Annotated in this window: 18 protein-coding genes and 1 riboswitch; of the genes, 15 read left to right on the forward strand and 3 right to left on the reverse strand. The window is 74.3% G+C overall.

Annotated elements, in window-relative coordinates:
- Positions 1-85 precede the first annotated feature (85 nt).
- Complete coding sequence (locus tag ACH4UM_RS30525; RefSeq protein WP_398186220.1) at positions 86-1,213, reverse strand: alpha/beta hydrolase family protein; 1,128 nt, start codon at positions 1,211-1,213, stop codon at positions 86-88.
- 190 nt (positions 1,214-1,403) lie between these two features.
- Positions 1,404-2,096 (reverse strand): class II aldolase/adducin family protein, encoded by a 693-nt coding sequence (locus ACH4UM_RS30530; protein WP_398186223.1) that lies wholly within the window; start codon positions 2,094-2,096, stop codon positions 1,404-1,406.
- A gap of 177 nt (positions 2,097-2,273) precedes the next feature.
- Here ACH4UM_RS30530 and ACH4UM_RS30535 point away from each other — a divergent pair, with 177 nt between their 5' ends.
- The 9 genes from ACH4UM_RS30535 (at position 2,274) to cobI (ending at position 15,215) form a co-directional block, all read left to right on the forward strand.
- Positions 2,274-3,560, forward strand: a complete 1,287-nt coding sequence (locus tag ACH4UM_RS30535; protein WP_398186225.1) for an anion permease — start codon at positions 2,274-2,276, stop codon at positions 3,558-3,560.
- A gap of 31 nt (positions 3,561-3,591) precedes the next feature.
- A complete protein-coding gene (locus ACH4UM_RS30540; protein ID WP_398186228.1) occupies positions 3,592-3,822 on the forward strand; it encodes a hypothetical protein in 231 nt (76 codons plus the stop codon).
- 191 nt (positions 3,823-4,013) lie between these two features.
- A riboswitch (cobalamin riboswitch) is annotated at positions 4,014-4,157 on the forward strand.
- A gap of 99 nt (positions 4,158-4,256) precedes the next feature.
- On the forward strand, positions 4,257-5,210 hold the full coding sequence (locus tag ACH4UM_RS30545) for a cobalamin biosynthesis protein (protein ID WP_398186230.1): 954 nt from the start codon (positions 4,257-4,259) through the stop codon (positions 5,208-5,210).
- Positions 5,207-6,754 carry a cobyric acid synthase gene (locus ACH4UM_RS30550; protein ID WP_398186232.1) on the forward strand — a complete coding sequence of 516 codons (1,548 nt, stop codon included), beginning with the start codon at positions 5,207-5,209 and terminating at the stop codon, positions 6,752-6,754. The genes ACH4UM_RS30545 and ACH4UM_RS30550 overlap by 4 nt, the downstream gene beginning before the upstream one ends.
- Positions 6,751-10,419, forward strand: a complete 3,669-nt coding sequence (gene cobN, locus ACH4UM_RS30555) for a cobaltochelatase subunit CobN (protein WP_398186235.1) — start codon at positions 6,751-6,753, stop codon at positions 10,417-10,419. The genes ACH4UM_RS30550 and cobN overlap by 4 nt, the downstream gene beginning before the upstream one ends.
- Positions 10,416-12,455: a putative cobaltochelatase gene (locus ACH4UM_RS30560; protein WP_398186238.1), complete on the forward strand. Its 2,040-nt coding sequence runs from the start codon at positions 10,416-10,418 to the stop codon at positions 12,453-12,455. The genes cobN and ACH4UM_RS30560 overlap by 4 nt, the downstream gene beginning before the upstream one ends.
- Complete coding sequence (cobO, locus tag ACH4UM_RS30565; RefSeq protein WP_398186241.1) at positions 12,455-13,063, forward strand: cob(I)yrinic acid a,c-diamide adenosyltransferase; 609 nt, start codon at positions 12,455-12,457, stop codon at positions 13,061-13,063. The genes ACH4UM_RS30560 and cobO overlap by 1 nt, the downstream gene beginning before the upstream one ends.
- Positions 13,057-14,487, forward strand: a complete 1,431-nt coding sequence (locus ACH4UM_RS30570; protein WP_398186244.1) for a cobyrinate a,c-diamide synthase — start codon at positions 13,057-13,059, stop codon at positions 14,485-14,487. Before cobO ends, ACH4UM_RS30570 begins: the two co-directional genes overlap by 7 nt.
- Entirely contained in the window at positions 14,484-15,215 is a 732-nt protein-coding gene (gene cobI / locus ACH4UM_RS30575) for a precorrin-2 C(20)-methyltransferase (RefSeq protein WP_398186247.1), read from the forward strand. The genes ACH4UM_RS30570 and cobI overlap by 4 nt, the downstream gene beginning before the upstream one ends.
- A gap of 26 nt (positions 15,216-15,241) precedes the next feature.
- Here the strand turns inward: cobI and ACH4UM_RS30580 are convergent, their stop codons facing one another.
- Positions 15,242-15,973 (reverse strand): ZIP family metal transporter, encoded by a 732-nt coding sequence (locus ACH4UM_RS30580; protein ID WP_398186250.1) that lies wholly within the window; start codon positions 15,971-15,973, stop codon positions 15,242-15,244.
- Positions 15,974-16,068: 95 nt separating this feature from the next.
- Here ACH4UM_RS30580 and cobM point away from each other — a divergent pair, with 95 nt between their 5' ends.
- The 6 genes from cobM to cobC are packed head-to-tail and all read left to right on the forward strand — an operon-like array spanning position 16,069 to position 22,458.
- Complete coding sequence (gene cobM / locus ACH4UM_RS30585) at positions 16,069-16,887, forward strand: precorrin-4 C(11)-methyltransferase (protein WP_398186253.1); 819 nt, start codon at positions 16,069-16,071, stop codon at positions 16,885-16,887.
- A complete protein-coding gene (cbiE, locus tag ACH4UM_RS30590; RefSeq protein ID WP_398186255.1) occupies positions 16,884-18,131 on the forward strand; it encodes a precorrin-6y C5,15-methyltransferase (decarboxylating) subunit CbiE in 1,248 nt (415 codons plus the stop codon). Before cobM ends, cbiE begins: the two co-directional genes overlap by 4 nt.
- On the forward strand, positions 18,128-19,831 hold the full coding sequence (gene cobJ / locus ACH4UM_RS30595; RefSeq protein WP_398186258.1) for a precorrin-3B C(17)-methyltransferase: 1,704 nt from the start codon (positions 18,128-18,130) through the stop codon (positions 19,829-19,831). The genes cbiE and cobJ overlap by 4 nt, the downstream gene beginning before the upstream one ends.
- Positions 19,828-20,412, forward strand: coding sequence for a precorrin-8X methylmutase (locus tag ACH4UM_RS30600; RefSeq protein WP_398186261.1), 585 nt, complete (start codon positions 19,828-19,830; stop codon positions 20,410-20,412). Before cobJ ends, ACH4UM_RS30600 begins: the two co-directional genes overlap by 4 nt.
- On the forward strand, positions 20,409-21,350 hold the full coding sequence (locus ACH4UM_RS30605) for a sirohydrochlorin chelatase (RefSeq protein ID WP_398186264.1): 942 nt from the start codon (positions 20,409-20,411) through the stop codon (positions 21,348-21,350). The genes ACH4UM_RS30600 and ACH4UM_RS30605 overlap by 4 nt, the downstream gene beginning before the upstream one ends.
- Positions 21,340-22,458 carry an Rv2231c family pyridoxal phosphate-dependent protein CobC gene (gene cobC / locus ACH4UM_RS30610; RefSeq protein ID WP_398186266.1) on the forward strand — a complete coding sequence of 373 codons (1,119 nt, stop codon included), beginning with the start codon at positions 21,340-21,342 and terminating at the stop codon, positions 22,456-22,458. The genes ACH4UM_RS30605 and cobC overlap by 11 nt, the downstream gene beginning before the upstream one ends.
- Positions 22,459-22,695 lie beyond the last annotated feature (237 nt).

The raw sequence follows: 22,695 nt of genomic DNA on the forward strand, positions 1-22,695 counted from the left end.
GAGCGGGGAGGCGGTGCGAACAGGCCAGTGCCACGGTCCCAAACGGAACGGCTGCTGCCGCTCCCGCCCTGCCCCGGCCCACACCTCACATGAGCGGGGTGAGGAAGCGTCGCAGTGCTTCCTCGTAGCCCTCGGGATCGGCGTTCCACATCGCCCCGTGCGGTGCGTTCGGCACCGTGTGGAGGGCGACCAGGTTGGGGCGGCCGTCGGCGAGGCGGCGGGAGAGGCGCCAGGGGGCCACCTCGTCGTCAGGGCCGTGGAAGATCAGCGTCGGCACCGTGAGCCGCGCGGGGTCGGTCACCTCGGCGAGGCGGTCGCCGTACAGGCCCGTGCGCCCCTGGGCGGCGCGCACCGCGAGCGGCAGCAGGGCGCCCGGAGTGTGCCGCGCCCTGGCCAGGGCCCGCAGCGTCGCCTCCCAGTCGAGCACCGGCGAGTCCAGGACCAGCCCCGAGATGCGGTCGCGCAGCCCGGAGTGGAGAACGGCGCGCAGCGCCATCGTGGCGCCGGTGGACCAGCCGTGCAGGACGACCCGCTCTGCCCCGTACCGCACGGCGTAGCGGATGGCCGCGTCCAGGTCGCGCCACTCGGTCTCGCCGAAGTGGTTCAGGCCGTCCGGGGGGCGGGGCGCGCCGAGGTCGCCGCGGTAGGCGAGGTCCAGCACCGGGAAGTGCCGGCGGTTGAGGAAACCCATGACGTTCAGGGGGAGTTCGCGGGTGGTGCCCAGGCCGTGCACGGTGATGACCCAGGTCTCGCGGACGCCGGGCACGAACCAGGCGGGCAGCGCGCCGAGTTCGCCCGGGATGTCGATGTCGGCGTGGTCGAGGCCGAGGGCGGTGTCCGGGTTGCCGACGTGCACGTTCGGGGTGAGCCAGACCTTGTCGCGCGGCCCCAGGACGCCGTGGGTGACGCGTTCCAGACGGCGTACGACGGTGTCGGGGGGGTGCGGGGCGTTCGGCACGACGGGGCCGACGACCGCGTGGGAGCCGTTGCCCGCCAGGCCGTAGATACCGGGGCGCACGGAGGCCAGGTCCCGGGTGAGCGTGATCTGGCCCGCGGCCGTGCCGTGCACCGTGAGCCGGGGTTCGGTGGGCAGGGGCCGGCCCGGGGCTGCCTTGAGCGCGGCGTCGCTGGCGAGCCGGCCCGCGACGACACTCGCCGCGCCGGCCGCCAGGGCTGCGGTGACGGCCGCGGCCGTCGCTTTGAGTGTGCGCACGGCTCCAGTGTCGTGGCGCACCGGGCCACCGGCCAGCGGGAGGAAGGGTCGGGGTGACATGCTCCTGCGAGTTCCAGGAAGAGCCGCCTTCACGCCTTCGCCACTCCGTTGCGCGCTCCCCCACCTCGCCACCCAGACCACCTCGGCCCCCGGGGCCACCCCGACCGCCCGGACCTCCCCGGCCCCCTCGTCAGGCCGGTCCCCGCTGTCCGTATCCGCGCAGCCGCTCCTCCGCCAGGGCCAGCTGTTCCCGTGTCAGCAGCGACGGGGTCAGGCCCGGCACCGAGGACGCCGTCAGCCACAGGCGGCACATCCACTCCAGCTGGGCCGTGCGGTCGTAGGCCTGCTCGAGGGTGGTGCCGTAGGTGACGGTGCCGTGGTTCTGCAGGAGGCAGCCGGAGCGGCCGGTGAGGGCGCGCATCATGTTCTCGGCCAGTTCCTCGGTACCGTAGGTCGCGTACGGGGCCACCCGGACCGGGCCGCCGAGCGCGCCCGCCATGTAGTGGATCACCGGCAGTTCGGGGACGAGCGTCGAGACGGCCGTCGCGTGCACGGCGTGGGTGTGGACGACGGCGCGCGCGTCGGTGCCGCGATGGATCGCGAGGTGCATGGGCAGCTCACTGGTCGGCACCAGGGTGCCGAGCACCTGCCGGCCGTCGAGGTCGACGCCGGTCACGTCCTGCGGCGTGAGCCGGTCGTACGGCACTCCCGAGGGTGTGACCAGCACGGTGCCGCCCACGCGCACCGAGGCGTTGCCCGAGGTGCCGACGACCAGCCCGTCGGCCACCGTGCGGCGGGCCGTCGCGACGAGCTCCCGCCAGGCGCGGGACTCCTCCTCGCTCGGGTCCCGTACGTCACCTTTGTCACACCGCGTCTCGGCCATGCGGTGATCCTGTCAAAGCGGGAAGGCCTGTGGTGAGCGGGATTGAGCCGGCGGCCGGTCCACGGCCGGCCGCCGGCCACCGGAACGGACACCACGAAGACCGCCTCAGTTCATCTTCCGTTCACCCACGTTACGTACGTTCGACCAGCCAATGACCTCGAACGATTGCCTGGGTAAATGGAAAGCTTCTCGCTGATCCTCGCGATTGTGGTGATAACCGCACTTGCGTTCGATTTCACGAACGGTTTCCACGACACCGCCAACGCGATGGCCACGACCATCTCGACCGGCGCGCTCAAGCCCAAGGTCGCGGTGGCCATGTCCGCCGCGCTCAACCTGGTGGGCGCCTTCCTCTCGGTGGAGGTCGCGAACACGATCTCCAAGGGTCTCGTCGACGAGACCGGCATCCGTCCCGAGGTCATCTTCGCCGCCCTGGTCGGCGCGATCCTCTGGAACCTGCTGACCTGGCTGGTCGGGCTTCCGTCCAGTTCCTCGCACGCCCTCATGGGCGGCCTGATCGGTGCGGCGATCGCCTCCGCCGGCTTCGGCGCGGTGCACGGCGACGTGCTCGTCACCAAGGTGCTGCTCCCCGCCGTCGCCGCTCCGGTCGTCGCGGGCATCGCGGCCATGGTCTCGACCAGGCTGTCGTACACCATCGGCCGGAAGTCGGACGGCAAGGCGGCCGAGAAGGGCCACCGGGCCGGCCAGGTCGCCTCCGCGGGCCTGGTCTCGCTGGCCCACGGCACCAACGACGCGCAGAAGACGATGGGCGTCATCACCCTCGCCCTGATCGCCGGCGGCGCCATCGCCCCCGGCTCCAACCCTCCCACCTGGGTCATCCTGTCCGCGGGCCTGGCCATCGCGCTCGGCACCTACATCGGCGGCTGGCGCATCATCCGCACCATGGGCAAGGGCCTGACCGACCTGCAGCCGCAGCAGGGCTTCGCGGCCCAGACCAGCGCGGCCACGGCCATCCTGGCCTCCTCCCACCTCGGCTTCTCGCTCTCCACCACGCACGTCGTCTCCGGCTCGGTGATGGGCGCGGGTCTGGGCCGCAAGGGCGGCGTGGTCCGCTGGTCCACCGCCACCCGGATGGCCGTCGCCTGGGTGCTCACGCTGCCGGCCGCGGCCCTGGTCGGCGCCGGCGCGGAGGCCGTGACGGCCCTCGGCGACTGGGGCACCGCGCTGGTCGCCGTGTTCCTGGTGACCGCGAGCGCCGGGATCTGGAAGCTCTCCCGGCGTCAGGTCGTCGACCACACCAACGTCAACGAGGCCGAGGAGCCGGCCGGCGTGGTCACCCAGGCCATCGCCGCCGTGTCCCCGCCCCCGGCGGCTCCCGTGACCGAGGCCGCCGCCCCGGCGACGGAGGACCTCGCGGCCACGATCCCCGCCCCGGCGACCGCGCCCGGCGCCGACCCGGCGCACACGGCCGCCCAGGCGGTCCCGCCGGCCGCCGCCGTCTGAGCCCGACCCGGTTACCGAAGGAAGCATCACCATGAAGATCGACTGGGCAGCCCTCGGCTCCGTCTTCGGCGTCAGCCTCGGCGTCACCGTGGGCCTCGTGGCCCTGTTCACCCTGGGCATCGCCGGCCTCTCCCGCCGGGAGCGTGCCGTCACCCAGGGCAGCGGCGGCGGGGCACTCGCGGTCACCGGCGCATACGTCTGCTTCGCCGCGTGCGCCGCCGCGGTGGCCTACGGGATCTACCTGATCATGGCCAAGGCCTGACACCGATCACGGCCACGGCCCGAGCCCGAGCGCCGGCCCGAGCACCTGTCCGAGCACCCGCTCGCGGCTCCTCGCACCTCACCGCCCGCCCTGCCCGACCGCCGCCCCGGCGGACCGGGCAGGGCGGGCTTTTCACATCGGCGGTGTGGGCCTCATCTCAGTACCGCTTCGCAGGTCAACGGCAAGTTGACGGGTGTTCGCGGGCGTGGTGGACTGCCGGAGCCATCTACGGCGGCAGGAGAGGAAGCCGGTGCGAGTCCGGCGCGGTCCCGCCACTGTGACCGGGGAAGAACATCCCCGGGAGCCAGGAACTCTCACCGCCGGTCTAGTCGAACCAGGGCGTGGACACCCTGAGTGAGGACATATCGCCATGCGCGGCTGCCGACCGAGGTTCAACAGCGACGCTCTGCCCGGCCCCACGGTCGGCTGAACCGATGGGTGCCGATCGCGTCTTCGCGTACGGCGCCGCCGCCGGCCTCCTCGGTGACCTGCTCCTCGGCGATCCACGCCGCGGGCACCCGGTCGCCGCGTTCGGGCGGGCCGCGGGCGCCGTGGAACGCGCGCTGTGGCGGGACCACCGCGGATGGGGCGCCCTGCACACCGCGGTGTGCGTCGGGGGCGTCGTGTCGTCGGCCGCGCTCGCCGCGTCCGCCGTACGCCCCTCCCGTACCGCCTCCGCCGCCCTGACCGCCGCCGCCACCTGGGCCGTCGTCGGGGGGACCTCGCTCGGGCGGGAGGCGCGCGCGATCGGGCGGGCGCTGGAGGCCGGGGACGTGGCCGGCGCCCGGGCGCGACTGCCCCATCTGTGCGGGCGCGACCCGCAGGCCCTGGACGCCGACTCGATCGCCCGGGCCGTCGTGGAGTCCGTCGCCGAGAACACCTCCGACGCGGTGGTGGGCGCGCTGGTGTGGGGCGCCGTCGCCGGTGTGCCGGGGCTGCTCGGGTTCCGGGCCGTCAACACCCTCGACGCCATGGTCGGCCACAAGTCCCCGCGCCACCGCCGCTACGGCTGGGCCTCCGCCCGGCTCGACGACCTCGCGGGCTGGCCGGGGGCACGGCTCACCGCCGCCGCGGCGGCCGTGGCGGGTCCTGATCCGCGAGGCGCCGTACGGGCCTGGCGCGCCGACGCCGCCAAGCACCCGAGCCCCAACGCCGGGCCGGTCGAGGCCTCGTTCGCGGGGGCGCTCGGGGTGCGGCTGGGGGGCACGTTGTCGTACGGGGGGCGTGTGGAGCACCGGCCGGTGCTCAACAGCCCCGGGCGTGCAGTCCAGGTGGGTGACATCGAACGGGCCGTACGGCTCTCCCGGCGCGTGAGCTGGCTCGCGCTCGGCACGTGCGCCGTCGCCAGGCTCCTTTGCAACCGTCGGACGAAGGGACGTACCTCATGAGCGGCGGGCTGCTCGTCGCCGGCACCACCTCCGACGCCGGGAAGAGCGTCGTCACGGCCGGGATCTGCCGGTGGCTGGTGCGGCAGGGGGTCAAGGTCGCGCCCTTCAAGGCGCAGAACATGTCCCTCAACTCGTTCGTCACACGCGAGGGCGCCGAGATCGGGCGGGCGCAGGCCATGCAGGCCCAGGCCTGCCGGATCGAGCCCACCGCGCTGATGAACCCGGTGCTGCTCAAGCCGGGCGGCGAGCAGAGCAGCCAGGTGGTGCTGCTGGGCAGGCCGGTCGGCGAGTTGAGCGCGCGCGGCTACCACGGCGGCCGTCAGCAGGGGCTCCTCGGGACCGTGCTGGACTGCCTCGCCGAGTTGCGGGGCACGTATGACGCGGTGATCTGTGAGGGGGCGGGCAGCCCGGCGGAGATCAATCTGCGCCGGACCGACATCGTCAACATGGGAATCGCGCGGAACGCGCGGCTGCCCGTGCTCGTCGTCGGCGACATCGACCGCGGCGGCGTCTTCGCCTCCTTCTTCGGCACCGTCGCCCTGCTCTCCCCCGAGGACCAGGAACTGGTCGCCGGGTTCCTCGTCAACAAGTTCCGGGGCGATGTCTCCCTCCTCGAACCCGGCCTCGACATGCTGCACGGGCTCACCGGGCGGCGTACCTACGGCGTCCTGCCGTTCCGGCACGGGCTCGGCATCGACGAGGAGGACGGGATGGGGGTCCCACCTGCTCGAACGCCGTTGAGAGCCTGGGGGAGGGTGCCGTTGCGGGGCACCGTGCGGGAGTCCGAAGTCAGCGCCCCCGTCGGCGAGGAAGTCCTGCGGGTCGCCGTCTGCGCCGTTCCGCTGATGTCCAACTTCACGGACGTGGACGCGCTGGCCGCCGAACCGGGCGTCGTCGTGCGCTTCGTGGACCGGCCCGAGGAACTGGCCGACGCGGACCTCGTGGTCGTGCCGGGGACCCGGGGCACGGTCCGGGCGCTGGACTGGCTGTGGGAGCGGGGACTGGCCGAGGCGCTGCGGCGCAGGGCTGCCGAGGGGCGGCCCGTGCTCGGCGTCTGCGGCGGCTTCCAGATCCTCGGCGAGCACATCGAGGACGAGGTCGAGAGCCGGCGCGGGCACGTCGACGGGCTCGGACTGCTGCCGGTACGGGTCCGGTTCGCCCGGGAGAAGACCCTGACCCGGCCGGCCGGCGAGGCCCTGGGCGAGCGGGTCGAGGGCTACGAGATCCACCACGGGATCGCCGAGGTCACCGGCGGGGTCCCCTTCCTCGACGGCTGCCGGGCCGGCTCCGTCTGGGGCACGCACTGGCACGGCTCGCTGGAGTCGGACGGTTTCCGGCGGGCCTTCCTGCGCGAGGTGGCGGCCACCGCGGGCCGCCGCTTCGTACCCGCCCCCGACACGTCGTTCGCCGCGCTGCGCGAGGCGCAGCTCGACCGGCTCGGCGACCTGATCGAACAGCACGCGGACACGGACGCGCTCTGGCGGCTCATCGAGTCGGGCGCGCCGCAAGGACTGCCCTTCATTCCACCGGGAGCGCCCGCATGAGCACAGTGTTGTTGTTGTCGACCGCCGACACCGATCTGCTGGCGGCCCGTGCCTCCGGCGCCTCCTACCGGATCGGCAACCCGACCCGCGTGGACGTGCGGGCCGAGCTGCCCGCACTGCTCGACGGCGCGGACCTCGCCGTCGTACGGCTGCTCGGCGGCAAACGTGCCTGGGAGGACGGGCTGGCCGCCCTGAAGGCCTCCGGCATCCCGACCGTGCTGCTCGGTGGAGAGACCGTCCCGGACGCGGAGTTGATGGCCGAGTCGTCCGTGCCGGCCGGTGTCGTCGCCGAAGCACTCAGGTACCTCGTCGAGGGCGGTCCCGCCAACCTCACCGAACTCGCGCGGTTCCTGTCCGACACCGTGCTGCTGACGGGAGAGGGATTCACCGAGCCGCAGAAGATGCCCGAGTACGGCGTCCACGGCGAGCGTCCCTTCGCCCGCGGCCGCCCGACCATCGGCGTGCTCTTCTACCGGGCCCATGAGCTGAGCGGGAACACGGCGTTCGTCGACACGCTGTGCGACGCCATCGAGGCGCGGGGCGCCAACGCCCTTCCCGTGTACTGCGGTTCGCTGCGCGGCGCGGACGCCGGGCTGTACGAGATCCTGGGCAGGGCCGACGCCCTGGTCGCCACCGTCCTCGCCGCGGGCGGCACGCACGCCTCGCGGGCGTCGGCGGGCGGCGACGAGGAGTCCTGGGACATCGGCGCGCTCGCCGACCTGAACATCCCCGTGCTGCAGGGCCTTTGCCTCACCTCCTCGCACGCGGTCTGGGACGGGTCCGACGCCGCCCTCTCCCCCATGGACGCGGCGATGCAGGTCGCGATCCCGGAGTTCGACGGGCGGCTCGTCACGGTGCCGTTCTCCTTCAAGGAGCAGGGGACCGGCGACGTGCCCGTGTACGTCGCCGACCCCGAGCGGGCCGGCCGCGTCGCCGGAATCGCCGTACGCCACGCCCGGTTGAAGCACCAGGCCAACGCCGACAAGAAGATCGCGCTGGTCTTCACCGCCTACCCGACCAAGCACTCGCGGGTCGGCAACGCGGTCGGCCTCGACACCCCCGCCTCGGCGGTACGGGTGCTGGACGCGCTGCGGGAGGCGGGCTACGCCGTCGAGGGCTACCCCGACAACGGCGACGAGCTGATCCACCGCCTCATCGAGGCCGGCGGCCACGACGTCGAGTGGCTGACGGAGGAGCAGCTGGCCGCCGCGCCCGCGCGGGTGCCGCTCGCCGGCTACCGGGCGTGGTTCGACAGGCTGGATCCCGGGCTTCGGGACGGCATGCTTCAGGCGTGGGGCGAGCCGCCGGGTTCTCTCTACGTCGACGGCGACGACATCGTGCTCGCCTCCCTGCGGTTCGGGAACGTGGTCGTCATGATCCAGCCGCCGCGCGGCTTCGGCGAGAACCCGATCGCGATCTACCACGACCCCGACATGCCGCCGTCCCACCACTACATGGCGGCGTACCGCTGGCTGGAGGCCGCGCCGTCGGAGGGTGGCTTCGGCGCCGACGCGATCGTGCACATGGGCAAGCACGGCACGATGGAGTGGCTGCCGGGCAAGGGCCTCGGGCTGTCGCGCGGCTGCGCCCCCGACGCGGTCCTCGGCGACCTGCCCCTGATCTACCCCTTCATCGTCAACGACCCCGGCGAGGGCACCCAGGCCAAGCGGCGCGGCCACGCCACGGTCGTCGACCACCTCGTCCCGCCGATGGCGCGCGCCGACACCTACGGCGACCTGGCCAGGCTGGAGCAGCTGCTCGACGAGTACGCGCTCGTCTGCGACCTGGACCCGGCGAAGGCCCCGGCCGTCCGGGCCCAGATCTGGACCCTGGTCAAGGCCGCCGAGCTGCACCACGACCTGCACGTGGACGAGCAGCCGGACGACGCCGGGTTCGACGAGTTCGTCATGCACATCGACGGCTATCTGTGCGAGATCAAGGACGTGCAGATCCGCGACGGCCTGCACATCCTGGGCGGCGGGCCGGTCGGTGAGCCGCGCGTGAACCTGGTGCTCGCGGTGCTGCGCGCCGCGCAGGTGTGGGGCGGGCAGGCGGGCGCGGTGCCGGGGCTGAGGGCGTCGCTGGCGGCGCACTTCGGGCTGGTGGAGAAGGAACTGCTGGCCGAGCCTGGCGCACCGGTGAAGGTGCCGGTGGAGCTGACGGACCTGGTTCAGGGCCCGGCGCGAACGGCCGCCGACACGATCGACCTGCTGGAGCAGCTGTGCCGGCGGCTCGCGGAGGGAATGGAGTCCCGAGGGTGGGACGTCGCGGCCGCCGCCGGTCTCGTCCGTGACGTCCTGGGAGGTGAACTGCCGGACGCGGTGGCCGTGCTGGAGTTCGCCTGCACCGAGGTCGTACCCCGGCTGGCGAGGACCACCGACGAGATCGGCCACATCCTCCGCGCGCTGGAGGGCGGTTACGTCCCGGCGGGCCCGTCCGGCTCACCGACCCGCGGCCTGGTCAACGTGCTGCCGACCGGCCGGAACTTCTACTCGGTGGACCCCAAGGCCATCCCGTCCAGGCTCAGCTGGGAGGTCGGCCAGTCGCTCGCGGACTCCCTGGTGCAGCGGTATCTGCAGGACACCGGCGAATACCCCAAGTCCGTCGGCCTCACCGTCTGGGGCACGTCCGCCATGCGCACCCAGGGCGACGACATCGCCGAGATCCTGGCGCTGCTGGGCTGCCGCCCGGTGTGGGACGACGCCTCGCGCCGGGTGACCGGCTTCGAGGTGGTGCCCCTGGCGGAGCTGGGCCGGCCGCGCATCGACGTCACGGTCCGTATCTCCGGCTTCTTCCGGGACGCGTTCCCGCACGTGGTCGGGCTGATCGACGACGCGGTGCGGGCGGTGGCCGAGCTGGAGGAGCCCGCCGAGTCGAACTACGTACGGGCGCACGCCGACGAGGACACCGCCGCGCACGGCGACCGGCGCCGGGCCACGGCCCGTGTCTTCGGTTCCAAGCCGGGCGCGTACGGCGCCGGTCTGCTGCCGCTGATCGACGCCCGCAACTGGCGTTCCGACGCCGACCTCGCCGAGGTGTACGCCGTGTGGGGCGGCTACGCCTACGGGCGCGGCCTGGACGGGCGGGCGGCGCGCGGGGACATGGAGACCGCGTTCCGGCGGATCGCCGTGGCCGCGAAGAACGTCGACACCCGTGAGCACGACCTGGTCGACGCCGACGACTACTTCCAGTACCACGGCGGCATGGTCGCGATGGTGCGCCATCTGACGGGCGCGAGCCCCGAGGCGTACGTGGGCGACTCCGCCGTGCCCGACCAGGTGAAGACCCGGACGCTGGGCGAGGAGACCCACCGCGTCTTCCGCGCCCGCGTGGTCAACCCCCGCTGGATGGCGGCCATGCGGCGGCACGGCTACAAGGGCGCCTTCGAGATGGCGGCGACCGTCGACTACCTCTTCGGCTACGACGCCACGGCGGGCGTGGTCGACGACTGGATGTACGAGAAGCTCAGCGCCGAGTACGTCTTCGACGCCGAGAACCGGGACTTCATGAGGAAGTCCAACCCGTGGGCGCTGCGCGGCATCACGGAACGGCTGCTGGAGGCCGCCGACCGTGGGCTGTGGGCCGAGCCGGACGCGGACACCCTGGAGCGGCTGCGCGCCACCTACCTGGAACTCGAAGGCGACTTGGAGGGCGACGAGAAGTGAGTACCCCGTTCCCGTTCACGGCCGTCGTCGGCCAGGACGACCTGCGGCTCGCGCTGCTGCTGAACGCCGTCTCACCGGCGGTCGGCGGTGTGCTGGTGCGCGGCGAGAAGGGCACCGCCAAGTCGACGGCGGTGCGGGCCCTTTCGGCGCTGCTGCCCGCGGTGGACGTCGTCTCCGGGTGCCGCTTCTCCTGCGACCCCGGCGCCCCGGACCCGGCCTGCCCGGACGGGCCGCACGAGGCGGAGGCCCTCGAGTCCCGGCCGGCCCGCATGGTCGAACTCCCCGTCGGCGCCTCCGAGGACCGGCTGGTGGGCGCCCTCGACATCGAGCGGGCGCTCGCCGAGGGCGTGAAGGCCTTCGAGCCCGGCCTGCTCGCCGACGCCCACCGGGGCATCCTCTACGTCGACGAGGTCAACCTGCTCCACGACCATCTGGTCGACCTGCTGCTCGACGCGGCGGCGATGGGCGCCTCGTACGTCGAGCGCGAGGGCGTCTCCGTACGGCACGCCGCCCGGTTCCTGCTCGTCGGGACCATGAACCCCGAAGAGGGCGAACTGCGGCCGCAGTTGCTGGACCGGTTCGGGCTGACCGTCGAGGTCGCGGCCTCGCGGGAGCCGGAGCAGCGGGTGGAGGTCGTGCGCCGGCGGCTGGCGTACGACGACGATCCGGCCGCCTTCGCGGCCCGCTGGGCCGAGGAGGAGGCCGCCGTACGGGCGCGGATCGTGGCGGCGCGCGCGCTGCTGCCGCAGGTACGGCTGGGCGACGGGGCGCTGCGGCAGATCGCGGCGACCTGTGCGGCCTTCGAGGTGGACGGCATGCGCGCCGACATCGTGATGGCGCGCACGGCGACGGCGCTGGCGGCCTGGGCGGGGCGGACCGATGTGCTCGCGGAGGACGTGCGGCAGGCCGCGCTGCTCGCGCTGCCGCACCGGCGCCGGCGGAACCCCTTCGACGCGCCGGGGCTCGACGAGGACAGGCTGGACGAGACGCTGGAGCAGTTCGGCGACTCCCCTGAGGAGGAGGACCCCGACCCGGACGGGCCCGGGTCCGGGCCCGGTGGGGGCGGGCGGCCCCCGCAGGGCGACGGCGACCCGCAGGGCGGTGACACGGGGGCGCGGCCCGAGACCGGCGACGACGCGGAGCCGCAGACCTCCGGGGCCGGGGCGGGCGAGCAGACCCCGGCCCGGGCCTGCGAGCCCTTCCGTACGAAGGTGCTGAGCGTTCCCGGCATCGGCGAGGGCGCCACCGGGCGGCGGTCGCGGGCGCGGACCGAGCACGGGCGGACGACCGGGGCCCGGCGGCCCCGGGGCGCCCTGACCAAGCTGCACCTGGCGGCGACGGTGCAGGCCGCCGCCCCGCACCAGCGGGCGCGCGGGCGGTCCGGGCCGGGGCTGGTGGTGCGGCGGGACGATCTGCGGCAGGCGACCCGGGAGGGGCGCGAGGGGAATCTCGTGCTGTTCGTCGTGGACGCCTCCGGGTCGATGGCGGCGCGGCAGCGGATGGGCGCCGTGAAGGGGGCCGTGCTGTCGCTGCTGCTCGACGCCTACCAGCGGCGGGACAAGGTGGGGCTGGTGACCTTCCGGGGGTCGGCGGCCGAGGTCGCGCTGCCGCCGACCTCGTCGGTGGACGCGGCGGCGGCCCGGCTCGAGTCGCTGCCGACCGGAGGGCGCACGCCGCTCGCCGCCGGGCTGCTCAGGGCGCACGAGGTGCTCCGGGTGGAGCGGCTGCGGGACCCGGCGCGGCGGGCGCTGGTCGTGGTGGTGACGGACGGGCGGGCCACCGGCGGTCCGGAGCCGGTCGCACTGGCGGCGCGTGCGGCGCGGCTGTTCGCGGCCGGGCAGATCGCCTCCGTGGTCGTGGACTGCGAGTCGGGGCCGGTGCGGCTGGGGCTGGCCGGGCAGCTCGCGGGTGAGCTGGGGGGCACCGCGGTGACGCTCGACGAGCTGCGGGCGGACTCGATCGCCGGGCTGGTCAGGGATGTGCAGGGGGCGCAGGGCACGCAGGGTATGCAGAGGACTCCGAGGAGGGCCGCGTAATGCCGCAGGGACAGCCGAGTGTCGTACCGGACGACGGACTGACGACACGCCAGCGGCGCAACCGGCCGCTCGTGGTCGTGCACACCGGGGTGGGCAAGGGCAAGTCCACCGCCGCGTTCGGGCTGGCGCTGCGCGCCTGGAACCAGGGCTGGCCGATCGGGGTGTTCCAGTTCGTCAAGTCGGCGAAGTGGAAGGTCGGCGAGGAGAACGCCCTGCGGGTGCTCGGGGCCTCCGGGCAGGGCGGGAGCGTCGACTGGCACAAGATGGGCGAGGGCTGGTCCTGGGTCCAGCACGGCATCCAGGGTGACAACTCCACCAACGAGGAGAAGGCCCGCGAGGGCTGGGAGCAGGTCAAGCGGGACCTGGCCGCCGAGACGTACCGGCTGTACGTGCTCGACGAGTTCGCGTACCCGATGCACTGGGGCTGGGTCGACCCGGACGAGGTCGTCGACGTGCTGCGGCACCGGCCCGGGACCCAGCATGTGGTGATCACCGGGCGGAACGCGCCCCAGAAGCTGGTGGACTTCGCCGATCTCGTCACCGACATGTCCAAGGTCAAGCACCCCATGGACGTCGGGCAGAAGGGGCAGAGGGGCATCGAGTGGTGACGTCCCCGTCCGTGCCCCGGCTGGTCGTCGCCGCGCCGTCGTCCGGCAGCGGCAAGACCACCGTCGCCACGGGGCTGATGGCCGCGCTCACCGCGCGGGGGCTTTCCGTGTCCCCGCACAAGGTCGGGCCGGACTACATCGATCCCGGGTATCACGCGCTCGCCACCGGGCGGGTGGGGCGCAACCTCGACGCGTATCTGTGCGGGCCGGAGCTGATCGGTCCGCTGTTCCTGCACGGGGCACGCGGGTGCGACATCGCGGTCGTCGAGGGCGTGATGGGGCTGTACGACGGGGCCGCCGGGGAGGGCGAACTGGCGTCCACCGCTCATGTCGCGAAGCTGCTGCGGGCGCCGGTGGTGCTGGTGGTGGACGCCTCCTCGCAGTCGCGGTCGGTGGCGGCGCTGGTGCACGGGTTCGTGACGTGGGACCCGGAGGTGCGGGTCGGGGGTGTGATCCTGAACAAGGTCGCCTCCGACCGGCATGAGGGATTGCTGCGGGAGGCGCTGGAGTCGGTGGGGGTGCCGGTGCTGGGCGTGCTGCGGAGGGCCCCGCAGGTCGACACGCCGTCGCGGCACCTTGGGCTGGTGCCGGTCGCCGAGCGGCGGGCGCAGGCCGTGGACGCCGTTGCGGCGATGGCGGGGCAGGTGGAGGCGGGGTGCGATCTGCCGGCGCTGGTCGCGCTGGCGCGGAGCGCGGGGACGTTGTCCTGTGCGGGCTGGGAGCCGGGTGAGGTCCTGGGTGACGCGCCGCCACCGCAGCCCGTTACCGCCGAGGCCGGCCCGGCGCCGAGGGTTGCTGCCCGCGCCGGCGCGGCGCCGAGGGTTGCCGTTGCCGGTGGGGCCGCCTTCACGTTCTCCTACGCCGAGCACGCCGAGCTGCTCGCTGCCGCCGGTGCCGAAGTCGTCCCCTTCGATCCGCTCCGCGATGAGCAACTGCCCGAGGGGGCTGGTGGGTTGGTCGTCGGCGGTGGGTTTCCCGAGGTGTACGCGGAGGAGTTGTCCGCCAACGAGCCGTTGCGCAGGGCCGTTGCCGTGCTGGCGTCGGGCGGGGCGCCCGTGGCGGCCGAGTGCGCCGGGCTGCTGTATCTGTGCCGGGAGCTGGACGGGCGGCCGATGTGCGGGGTGCTGGACGTCACCGCCCGGATGAGCGGGCGGCTCACGCTCGGTTACCGGGACGCCGTGGCCGTGAGCGACAGCGTGCTGGCCGCCGCCGGGCAGCGGGTGCGCGGGCACGAGTTCCACCGGACCGTCGTCGAGCCCGGCTCGGGAACGGCCCCGGCGGCTCCCGCCTGGGGCGTACGCGCTCCTGCCCGGCGGGTCGAAGGTTTCGTACAACAAGGTGTGCACGCGAGTTATCTGCACACGCACTGGGCGGCCTCGCCCGGTGTGGCCCGTCGGTTCGTCGAGAGGTGCCGGACGTCATGAGCAGCAGGCTGATCGGAGTCGGAGTCGGACCCGGCGATCCGGAGCTGGTGACCGTCAAGGGCGTCAACGCGCTGCGTGCGGCGGACGTCGTGGTCGTGCCGGTGATGGACACCATGGAGCGGGGGCGTGCCGAGGCCACCGTGCTGCACTACGTGCCCGGGGAGAAGGTCGTCCGGGTGGTGTTCGCGCTGAACGAGCGGTCCGACCGGGCGCGGCGCGAGGCCGCGTGGGACGCCGCCGGTGAGCGGGTCGCCGGGCTTCTGCGCGCGCACGCCTCCGTCGCCTTCGCCACCATCGGTGACCCCAACGTCTATTCGACCTTCACCTATCTTGCACAGACCGTCGCCGAGGCGGTACCGGGGACCGTCGTGGAGACCGTGCCCGGCATCACCGCCATGCAGGACCTCGCGGCGCGTTCGGGGGCGGTGCTCACCGAGGGGACCGAGCCCCTGACGCTCGTGCCCGTGACCGCCGGGGCCGCCGTCCTGAAGGAGGCGCTGAACGGGCCCGGGACCGTCGTCGCGTACAAGTTCGGGCGGCAGGCCCACGAGGTCGCCCAGGCGCTGCGCGACAGCGGGCGGATCGGCACCGCGGTGTGGGGGTCGGCGCTGGGGCTGCCCGGGGAGTCGATCCGGCCGGCCGCCGATCTCGACGGCGCCGCCCTGCCCTACCTGTCGACGCTCATCGCACCCGCGCGGCGCGAGGGCGGGCGGGGCGGCAAGCTGTGAGGCGTACCCGCGCGGGGGCGGACCGGTCAGGCCGCCAGGCCCACGACCACCCAGATGAAGACCACGCCCGCGACCGTGCACAGCAGGGTGGAACGGGCCGGGTGCTCGTGGTGGGCCTCGGGCAGGATCTCGGCCGCGGCGAGATAGAGCAGCACCCCGCCGAAGAGGCCGAGATAGCCGCCGAGGAACCACTCCGGAATGGCGACGAACGCGGTCGAGGCGGCGCCCACCACCGGTGCCAGCGCGTCCGCCACCAGCATGGCGACCGCTTTGCGGCGCGCGTTGCCGTACAGGCTGGTGATGGTGAACGTGTTGAAGCCGTCCGCGAAGTCGTGGGCGATCACGGCCAGCGCCACCGCGGCGCCCATGCCGCCGCCCACCTGGAAGGCCGCGCCGATCGCCACGCCGTCCATGGCGCTGTGACCCACCATCGCGGCGGCCGCCGTGAGGCCCACCTCCGGCACGCGGTGGTGGTGTTCCTCGTCGCCGCCGTGCGCGGCCTGCCGTGCGGCCAGCAGCCGCTCCACCAGGTGGGCCAGCAGGAAGCCGGCCACGAACAGCAACAGGGCCGCCGGTACGCCGAACACCTCGCGGCCCGCCGCGTGCAGCGCCTCCGGCAGCAGGTCCAGGCCGACCACGCCCAGCATCAGGCCGCCCGCCAGTCCCAGGACCAGATGGCGGCGGTCGGTGACCCGCTGAGCCGTCCAGCCGCCGGCCAGCGTCATCAGGAACGCGCCGAGCGCGACGAAGACCGCCATGTGCCCTTGCTATCGGATCAACCCCCGCTCGCGCACATCCGGCCCCCGCTCCACCTGTACACACCGTGACATTCCGTACGAGAGGACCCGACCCCATGGCCGATGCCCCCGCCGGCAAGGTGACCTTCGTCGGTGCCGGCCCCGGCGCCGCCGACCTGCTGACGTTCCGCGCCGCACGCGCGATCGCCGAGGCCGACGTCGTGATCTGGGCGGCCAGCCTGGTCCAGGCGGAGGTACTCGAACACACGCGCGAGGGCGCGGAGATCCTGGACTCGGCGACCATGTCCCTGGAGGACGTCGTCGCCGTCTACGAGCGGGCCCGCGCCGAGGGCCTGAAGGTGGCCCGCATCCACTCCGGCGACCCGGCCCTGTGGGGCGGCACACAGGAGCAGCTCGACCGGTGCGCGCGGATCGGCATCGAGACGGAGGTCGTGCCCGGCGTCTCCGCCTTCTCCGCCGTCGCCGCCCTCGCACAGCGTGAACTGACCATCCCCGAGGTCGCGCAGTCGGTCGTCCTGACCCGGCTCGGTGGCGGCAAGACGCCGATGCCGCCCGGTGAGGAGGTCCGCGAGTTCGCCCGGCACGGCACCACCATGGCGATCTTCCTGTCGGCGGCCCGCAGCGGCCAGCTGGTGCGGGAGCTGCTGGAGGGCGGCTATCCGACCAGCACGCCGGTCGTGGTGGCCTACCAGGCGACCTGGCCGGAAGAGCTGGTCGTACGGTGCACGATCGGCACGCTGGAGGAGACGGTCAAGGAGCACAAGCTCTGGAAGCACACGCTCTTCCTGGTCGGCCCGGCCCTGGACGCGCACGGAACGCGCTCGCACCTGTACCACCCGGGTCACTTCCACGGCTACCGCAAGGCCGACCCGGAGGCCCGCAAGGCCCTGCGCGCGCGGGGTGCGGGCAGGTGATCACGGTCGTCGGCACCGGCACCGGCACGGCGTACGGGACGGAGGCCCTCCTCGGCGCCGAACTCGTCGTGGGCGGGCGCCGGCACCTGGACGCCGTACGGCTGCCGGAGACGGCCGAGCGGGTCGTGCTGGGGCCGCTGGCGCCCGCGCTCGACGTCATCGAGGGGTACCTCGGCAAGGAGCGGCGGGTGGTCGTGCTGGCCTCCGGCGACCCCGGGTTCTTCGGGATCGTGCGGGCCCTGGCCGAGCGGTTCGGGCCGCGGCGGCTGGATGTCCGTCCGGGTGTCTCCTCCGTCGCCACCGCCTTCGCACGGCTCGGGCTGCCGTGGGACGACGCGGTGGTGGTGAGCGCGCACGGCCGGGACCTGCGCACGGCCGTCAACGCCTGCCGGGCGCGGCCGAAGGTCGCCGTGCTGACCGGGCCGGGAGCCGGACCCGCCGAGCTGGGGGCCGCGCTGGCGCGCACCCTCGGCCGCGACCGGGTGCTGGTGGTGGCGGTCGCGCTGGGCGACCCGGAGCGCGAGCGCGTCGAACGGGTCACGCCCGCCGAGGCGGCCGCCCGGGACTGGGGTACGGCGGTGAGTGTGGTGCTGTGCCTGGACGAGGCGCGGGCACTGGGTGCCGTACGGACGGTCGCCGGGCCCGCGGCGGGTCCCGCGGGCTGGGCGCTGGAGGAGGGCGCCTTCGCGCACCGGGACTCGATGATCACCAAGTTCGAGGTGCGGGCGCTCGCCCTGGCCCGGCTCGGGCCGCGCCTGGGCGACCTGGTCTGGGACGTCGGCGCCGGGTCGGGCTCGGTGGCCGTGGAGTGCGCGCGGCTCGGCGCGGCCGTCGTCGCGGTCGAGAAGACGGCGGACGGCATCGAGCGGGTGCGCGCCAACGCGGCCGCCCACGGGGTCGATGTGGCGGCGGTGCACGGCTCGGCGCCCGAGGCGCTGGCCGGACTCGGCGACGATCCGGACGCGGTGTTCGTCGGCGGCGGAGGGCGCGAGCTGCCCGGGATCGTCGGCGCGTGCGCGCAGCGGGCCCGGCGGACCGTCGTCGTCGCCATGGCCGCGCTCGACCGGGTGCCGGCCGCGCGCGAGGCGCTCACCGCCGCCGGGTTCGACTGCGACGGCGTGCTGCTGCAGTCGTCGCGGCTCGTGCCGCTGCCGGGGGACGTGACCCGGCTGGCGGCGACCAATCCCGTTTTCCTGCTGTGGGGCGTACGGCCCCCGGCGTCCAGTGAAGGAGTTGCTCAGTGATCGGCCTCATTTCCGCCACCGCGGCGGGGGCGGCTGCGCGGGACCGGCTGGCGGCCACGTGGCCGGACCGCACCCGGGTGTACGACGGGCCCGTCGGGGACGCCGTGCGCGCCGCCTTCGCGGAGTGCGGGCAGCTCGTGTGCTTCCTGGCGACGGGAGCGGTCGTCCGGCTGGTCGCGCCGCTGCTGGGCGACAAGACGTCCGACCCGGGTGTGGTGTGTGTGGACGAGGGCGGGCGGTTCGCCGTGTCCCTGGTCGGCGGGCACGGCGGCGGCGCCAACGAACTCGCGCGGGAGGTCGGCGCGTTGCTGGGCGCCGAGCCCGTGGTGACGACGGCGACGGACTCCGTGGGCCTGGCCGGGCTGGACACGCTCGGGCTCCCGGTGGAGGGGGACGTCGCCGCGGTGTCGCGGGCGCTGCTGGACGGCGAGTCCGTCGTCCTCGACACCGAGGTGCCGTGGCCGCTGCCCGCGCTGCCGGTGGCACCGCAGGGGCCGTACACGGTCCGGCTGACGGACCGCGCGGTCGAGCCCGGCACGCACGAGGTACTGCTGCGGCCGCCGTCCCTCGTCGTCGGCGTCGGCGCCTCCAGGGGTGTGCCGGCCGAGGAGGTGCTCGGGCTGGTCGAGGACGCGCTGCGGGACGCGGGGCTGTCGGCTCGCAGCGTCGCCGCACTCGCCACCGTCGACGCCAAGGCGGGCGAGCCGGGCCTCGTCGCGGCGGCCGGGCGGCTGGGGGTGCCTCTGGTGACCTACTCCGCCGAGGAACTGGCCGGCGTCGCGGTGCCCAATCCGTCCAGCGCGCCGCTCGCCGCCGTCGGCACGCCCTCCGTCGCGGAGGCCGCGGCGCTCGCCGGGGGCGGTGAACTCCTCGTGCCCAAGCGGAAGTCGGAGCGCGCGGACGGCGAGCCCGCGATGGCCACCTGTGCCGTCGTTCGGCGGCCGGGGCGCGGGCGGCTCGCGGTCGTCGGGCTCGGGCCCGGCGCCCGGGACCTGCTGACTCCGCGTGCCGCGGCCGAACTGCGGCGCGCCTCCGTACTCGTGGGGCTCGACCAGTACGTCGACCAGATCCGCGACCTGCTGCGGCCCGGCACCCGGGTCCTTGAGTCCGGGCTCGGCGCCGAGGAGGAGCGGGCCCGCACGGCGGTCGCCGAGGCCCGTCGCGGGCACGCGGTCGCACTGATCGGCAGCGGGGACGCCGGGGTGTACGCCATGGCCTCCCCCGCGCTCGCCGAGGCGTCCGACGACATCGACGTGATCGGCGTGCCGGGTGTCACGGCGGCGCTCGCGGCCGGGGCGGTGCTCGGCGCGCCGCTCGGCCACGACCATGTCTCGATCAGTCTGTCCGACCTGCACACGCCGTGGGAGGTCATCGAACGGCGGGTGCGCGCCGCGGCCGAGGCGGACCTCGTCGTGACCTTCTACAACCCCCGCTCCCGGGGCCGGGACTGGCAGCTGCCCAAGGCGCTGGCGATCCTCGCCGGACACCGGGAGCCGGCGACGCCGGTCGGCGCCGTACGCAACGCCTCGCGGCCCGACGAGTCCAGCCGGCTGACGACGCTGGCCGAACTGGACCCGGCGACGATCGACATGATGACGGTCGTGACCGTGGGCAACACCGCGACCCGTGCGATCGCGGGCCGCATGGTCACGCCGCGCGGCTACCGCTGGCAGGACACCCGTCCGGAGGAGGCCAGGTGAACCGTGTCGTCCATCCGATCGAGCAGGAGTCGTTCCGGCGGCTGCGCGCCCGTCTGGACACCTCGCACTTCCCGCCGCTGAGCCGGGCGGTGGTGGAGCGGGTCATCCACTCCGCCGCCGACCTGGACTACGCCGACGACCTCGTCCTGGACGAGGGCGAGCTCGCCGAGGCGCACGCGGCGCTGCACGCCGGGGCGCCCGTGGTCGTGGACGTGGAGATGGTCGCGGCCGGGATCACCCGGCGCGAAACCGTCTGCCGGCTGAAGGACGCCGGGTCCGGGCCCGGGATGACCCGTTCGGCGCACGCGATGCGGCTCGCCTACGAGGACGTCGGCCCCGGCGCCCTGTGGGTGATCGGCTGCGCCCCGACCGCCCTGGAGGAGCTGCTGACGCTGGACGCCTCGCCCGCGCTCGTGATCGGCCTGCCGGTCGGTTTCGTCGGCGCGGCGGAGTCCAAGGCCGCGCTGCGCGAGAGCGGACTGCCGGCCGTGAGCAACGTGTCCGAGAAGGGCGGTTCGGCGGTCGCCGCCGCCGCGCTCAACGCCCTGCTGTACCACCCCACTTCGAAGGAGATCCTGTGACCACCCCGACGCCGCCCGCCCTGCTCATCGCCGGTCACGGCACCCGGGACGACGCCGGAGCCGAGGCGTTCCGCGACTTCGTACGGGAGTTGGGGCGCCGGCACCCCGAACTGCCGGTCGCGGGCGGCTTCATCGAGCTTTCCCCGCCGCCGCTGGGCGAGGCGGTCACCGAGCTGGTGGAGCGGGGCGTGCAACGGTTCGCCGCCGTGCCGCTGATGCTGGTGTCCGCCGGACACGCCAAGGGCGACATCCCGGCGGCGCTGGCCCGTGAGAAGGAACGCCACCCGGGGGTCTCGTACACCTACGGCCGTCCGCTGGGCCCGCACCCCTCGCTGCTGCGCGTGCTTCAGCGGCGGCTGGAGGAGGCGCTGGACGGGACGGCCGGGGAGCGGTCCGACGTGACCGTCCTGCTGGTCGGGCGCGGCTCGACCGACCCGGACGCCAACGCCGAGGTGTTCAAGGCGGCGCGGCTGCTGTGGGAGGGGCGCGGGTACGCGGGCGTGGAGACGGCGTTCGTGTCGCTGGCGGCTCCGGACGTGCCCAGCGGTCTCGACCGGTGCGCGCGGCTCGGCGCGCGGCGCATCGTCGTGCTGCCGTACTTCCTGTTCACGGGTGTGCTGCCGGACCGGGTGCGGCAGCAGACCGGGGAGTGGGCGGCCGCGCACCCCGAGGTCGAGGTGCGGCCGGCGGATGTGATCGGGCCGGAGCCGGAGCTGCTCGACCTGGTGATGGAGCGGTACGAGGAGGCGGTGAAGGGCGACTTGCGGATGAACTGCGACTCGTGCGTGTACCGCATCGCGCTGCCGGGCTTCGAGGACAAGGTGGGACTGCCGCAGCAACCGCACTTCCACCCGGACGACGACGGTCACCACGAAGGCCACGGCCACGGCCACGGGCACCACCACCATGGAGGGCACGCTCACTCGCATGCGCACTGAGGACACCGCGGTGAGCGGGCACGATCTTCGGCATCACGGGGACGCCGAGGTCCGGGACGGCGGGTCCGCGCTGGTCGACCTCGCCGTGAACGTCCGCGCGGACACCCCGCCGGTCTGGCTGCGCGAGCGGATCGCCGAGTCGCTCGGCGGGCTCGCGGCCTACCCGGACGGGCGGGCCGCGCGGGCGGCGGTGGCGGCGCGGCACGGGCTGCCCGTGGAGCGGGTGCTGCTCACGGCGGGGGCGGCCGAGGCGTTCGTGCTGCTGGCGCGGGCGCTGAAGGTGCGCCGGCCGGTCGTGGTGCACCCGCAGTTCACGGAGCCGGAGGCGGCGTTGCGGGACGCGGGGCACACCGTGGGCCGGGTGCTGCTGCCCGAGCCGGACGGCTTCCGGCTCGACGCGGCGGCGGTTCCGGAGGACGCGGACCTGGTGGTGATCGGCAACCCGACGAACCCGACGTCCGTGCTGCATCCGGCGGCCGCCGTCGCCGGGCTCGCGCGCCCGGGGCGGGTACTGGTGGTCGACGAGGCATTCATGGACGCGGTGCCGGGCGAGCGGGAGTCGCTGGCGGAGCGTACCGACGTGCCGGGCCTCGTGGTGCTGCGCAGCCTGACCAAGACATGGGGGCTGGCAGGCCTGCGGATCGGGTACGTGCTGTCCGACGCGGAGACGATCGCCCGGCTGGAGCGGGCCCAGCCGCTGTGGCCGGTGTCCACGCCGGCGCTCGCGGCGGCGGTCGCGTGCGTGGAGCCGCGGGCGCTGGCGGAGGCGGGGCGAGCGGCGCACCGTATCGCGGCGGACCGGGCCCACCTGGTGGCGGGCCTGGCCTCCTTCGCGGGGCACGGGGTGCGGGTGATCGAGCCGGCCGAGGGCCCCTTCGTGCTGGTCCGGATGCCGGGGGCGGCCGGGGTACGGCGGCGGTTGCGGGACCTGGGGTACGCGGTGCGGCGTGGGGACACGTTCCCGGGGCTGGGAGTGGAGTGGCTGCGGCTCGCGGTGCGGGACCGGGGGACGGTGGACGGGTTGCTGGGGGCGCTGAGCTCCGCCTTGACCGGGGACTTGCCCACCCACCCGCCCTACTCGCCGGGGGTGAGGGGTTCCCGGCCCTGAGGCTGCGCCCCAGACCCCAGATCCCCGGCGTTCTGCCGCTGCACCGCTGCCGGAGTCGTCCGGGGCCGCGGTCGAACTGCTCGCGGTGCGCGACGTGTAGTGATGGGCTGGGTCGGCAGTTGAGGCAGGCACAGATTCCGTGATCACGGAGTTGCGACGCTCTTTGATCACTTGGGGAGACCTGTGCCTGCATTGCCATCATGGCTGACCGAACGGCGAGGGCTTGCGACTTCGGGC

The sequence above is a fragment of the Streptomyces sp. NPDC020801 genome, from assembly GCF_044334385.1.
Classification (GTDB): domain Bacteria; phylum Actinomycetota; class Actinomycetes; order Streptomycetales; family Streptomycetaceae; genus Streptomyces.

Coding starts and splice junctions, on each gene's coding strand:
- cobM (WP_398186253.1), top strand. CDS start 16,069: ATGGCCGATGCCCCCGCCGGCAAGGTGACCTTCGTCGGTGCCGGCCCC.
- ACH4UM_RS30580 (WP_398186250.1), bottom strand. CDS start 15,973: ATGGCGGTCTTCGTCGCGCTCGGCGCGTTCCTGATGACGCTGGCCGGC.
- ACH4UM_RS30530 (WP_398186223.1), bottom strand. CDS start 2,096: ATGGCCGAGACGCGGTGTGACAAAGGTGACGTACGGGACCCGAGCGAG.
- cobN (WP_398186235.1), top strand. CDS start 6,751: ATGAGCACAGTGTTGTTGTTGTCGACCGCCGACACCGATCTGCTGGCG.
- cobI (WP_398186247.1), top strand. CDS start 14,484: ATGAGCAGCAGGCTGATCGGAGTCGGAGTCGGACCCGGCGATCCGGAG.
- ACH4UM_RS30550 (WP_398186232.1), top strand. CDS start 5,207: ATGAGCGGCGGGCTGCTCGTCGCCGGCACCACCTCCGACGCCGGGAAG.
- ACH4UM_RS30545 (WP_398186230.1), top strand. CDS start 4,257: ATGGGTGCCGATCGCGTCTTCGCGTACGGCGCCGCCGCCGGCCTCCTC.
- ACH4UM_RS30535 (WP_398186225.1), top strand. CDS start 2,274: ATGGAAAGCTTCTCGCTGATCCTCGCGATTGTGGTGATAACCGCACTT.
- cobO (WP_398186241.1), top strand. CDS start 12,455: ATGCCGCAGGGACAGCCGAGTGTCGTACCGGACGACGGACTGACGACA.
- cobC (WP_398186266.1), top strand. CDS start 21,340: ATGCGCACTGAGGACACCGCGGTGAGCGGGCACGATCTTCGGCATCAC.
- ACH4UM_RS30540 (WP_398186228.1), top strand. CDS start 3,592: ATGAAGATCGACTGGGCAGCCCTCGGCTCCGTCTTCGGCGTCAGCCTC.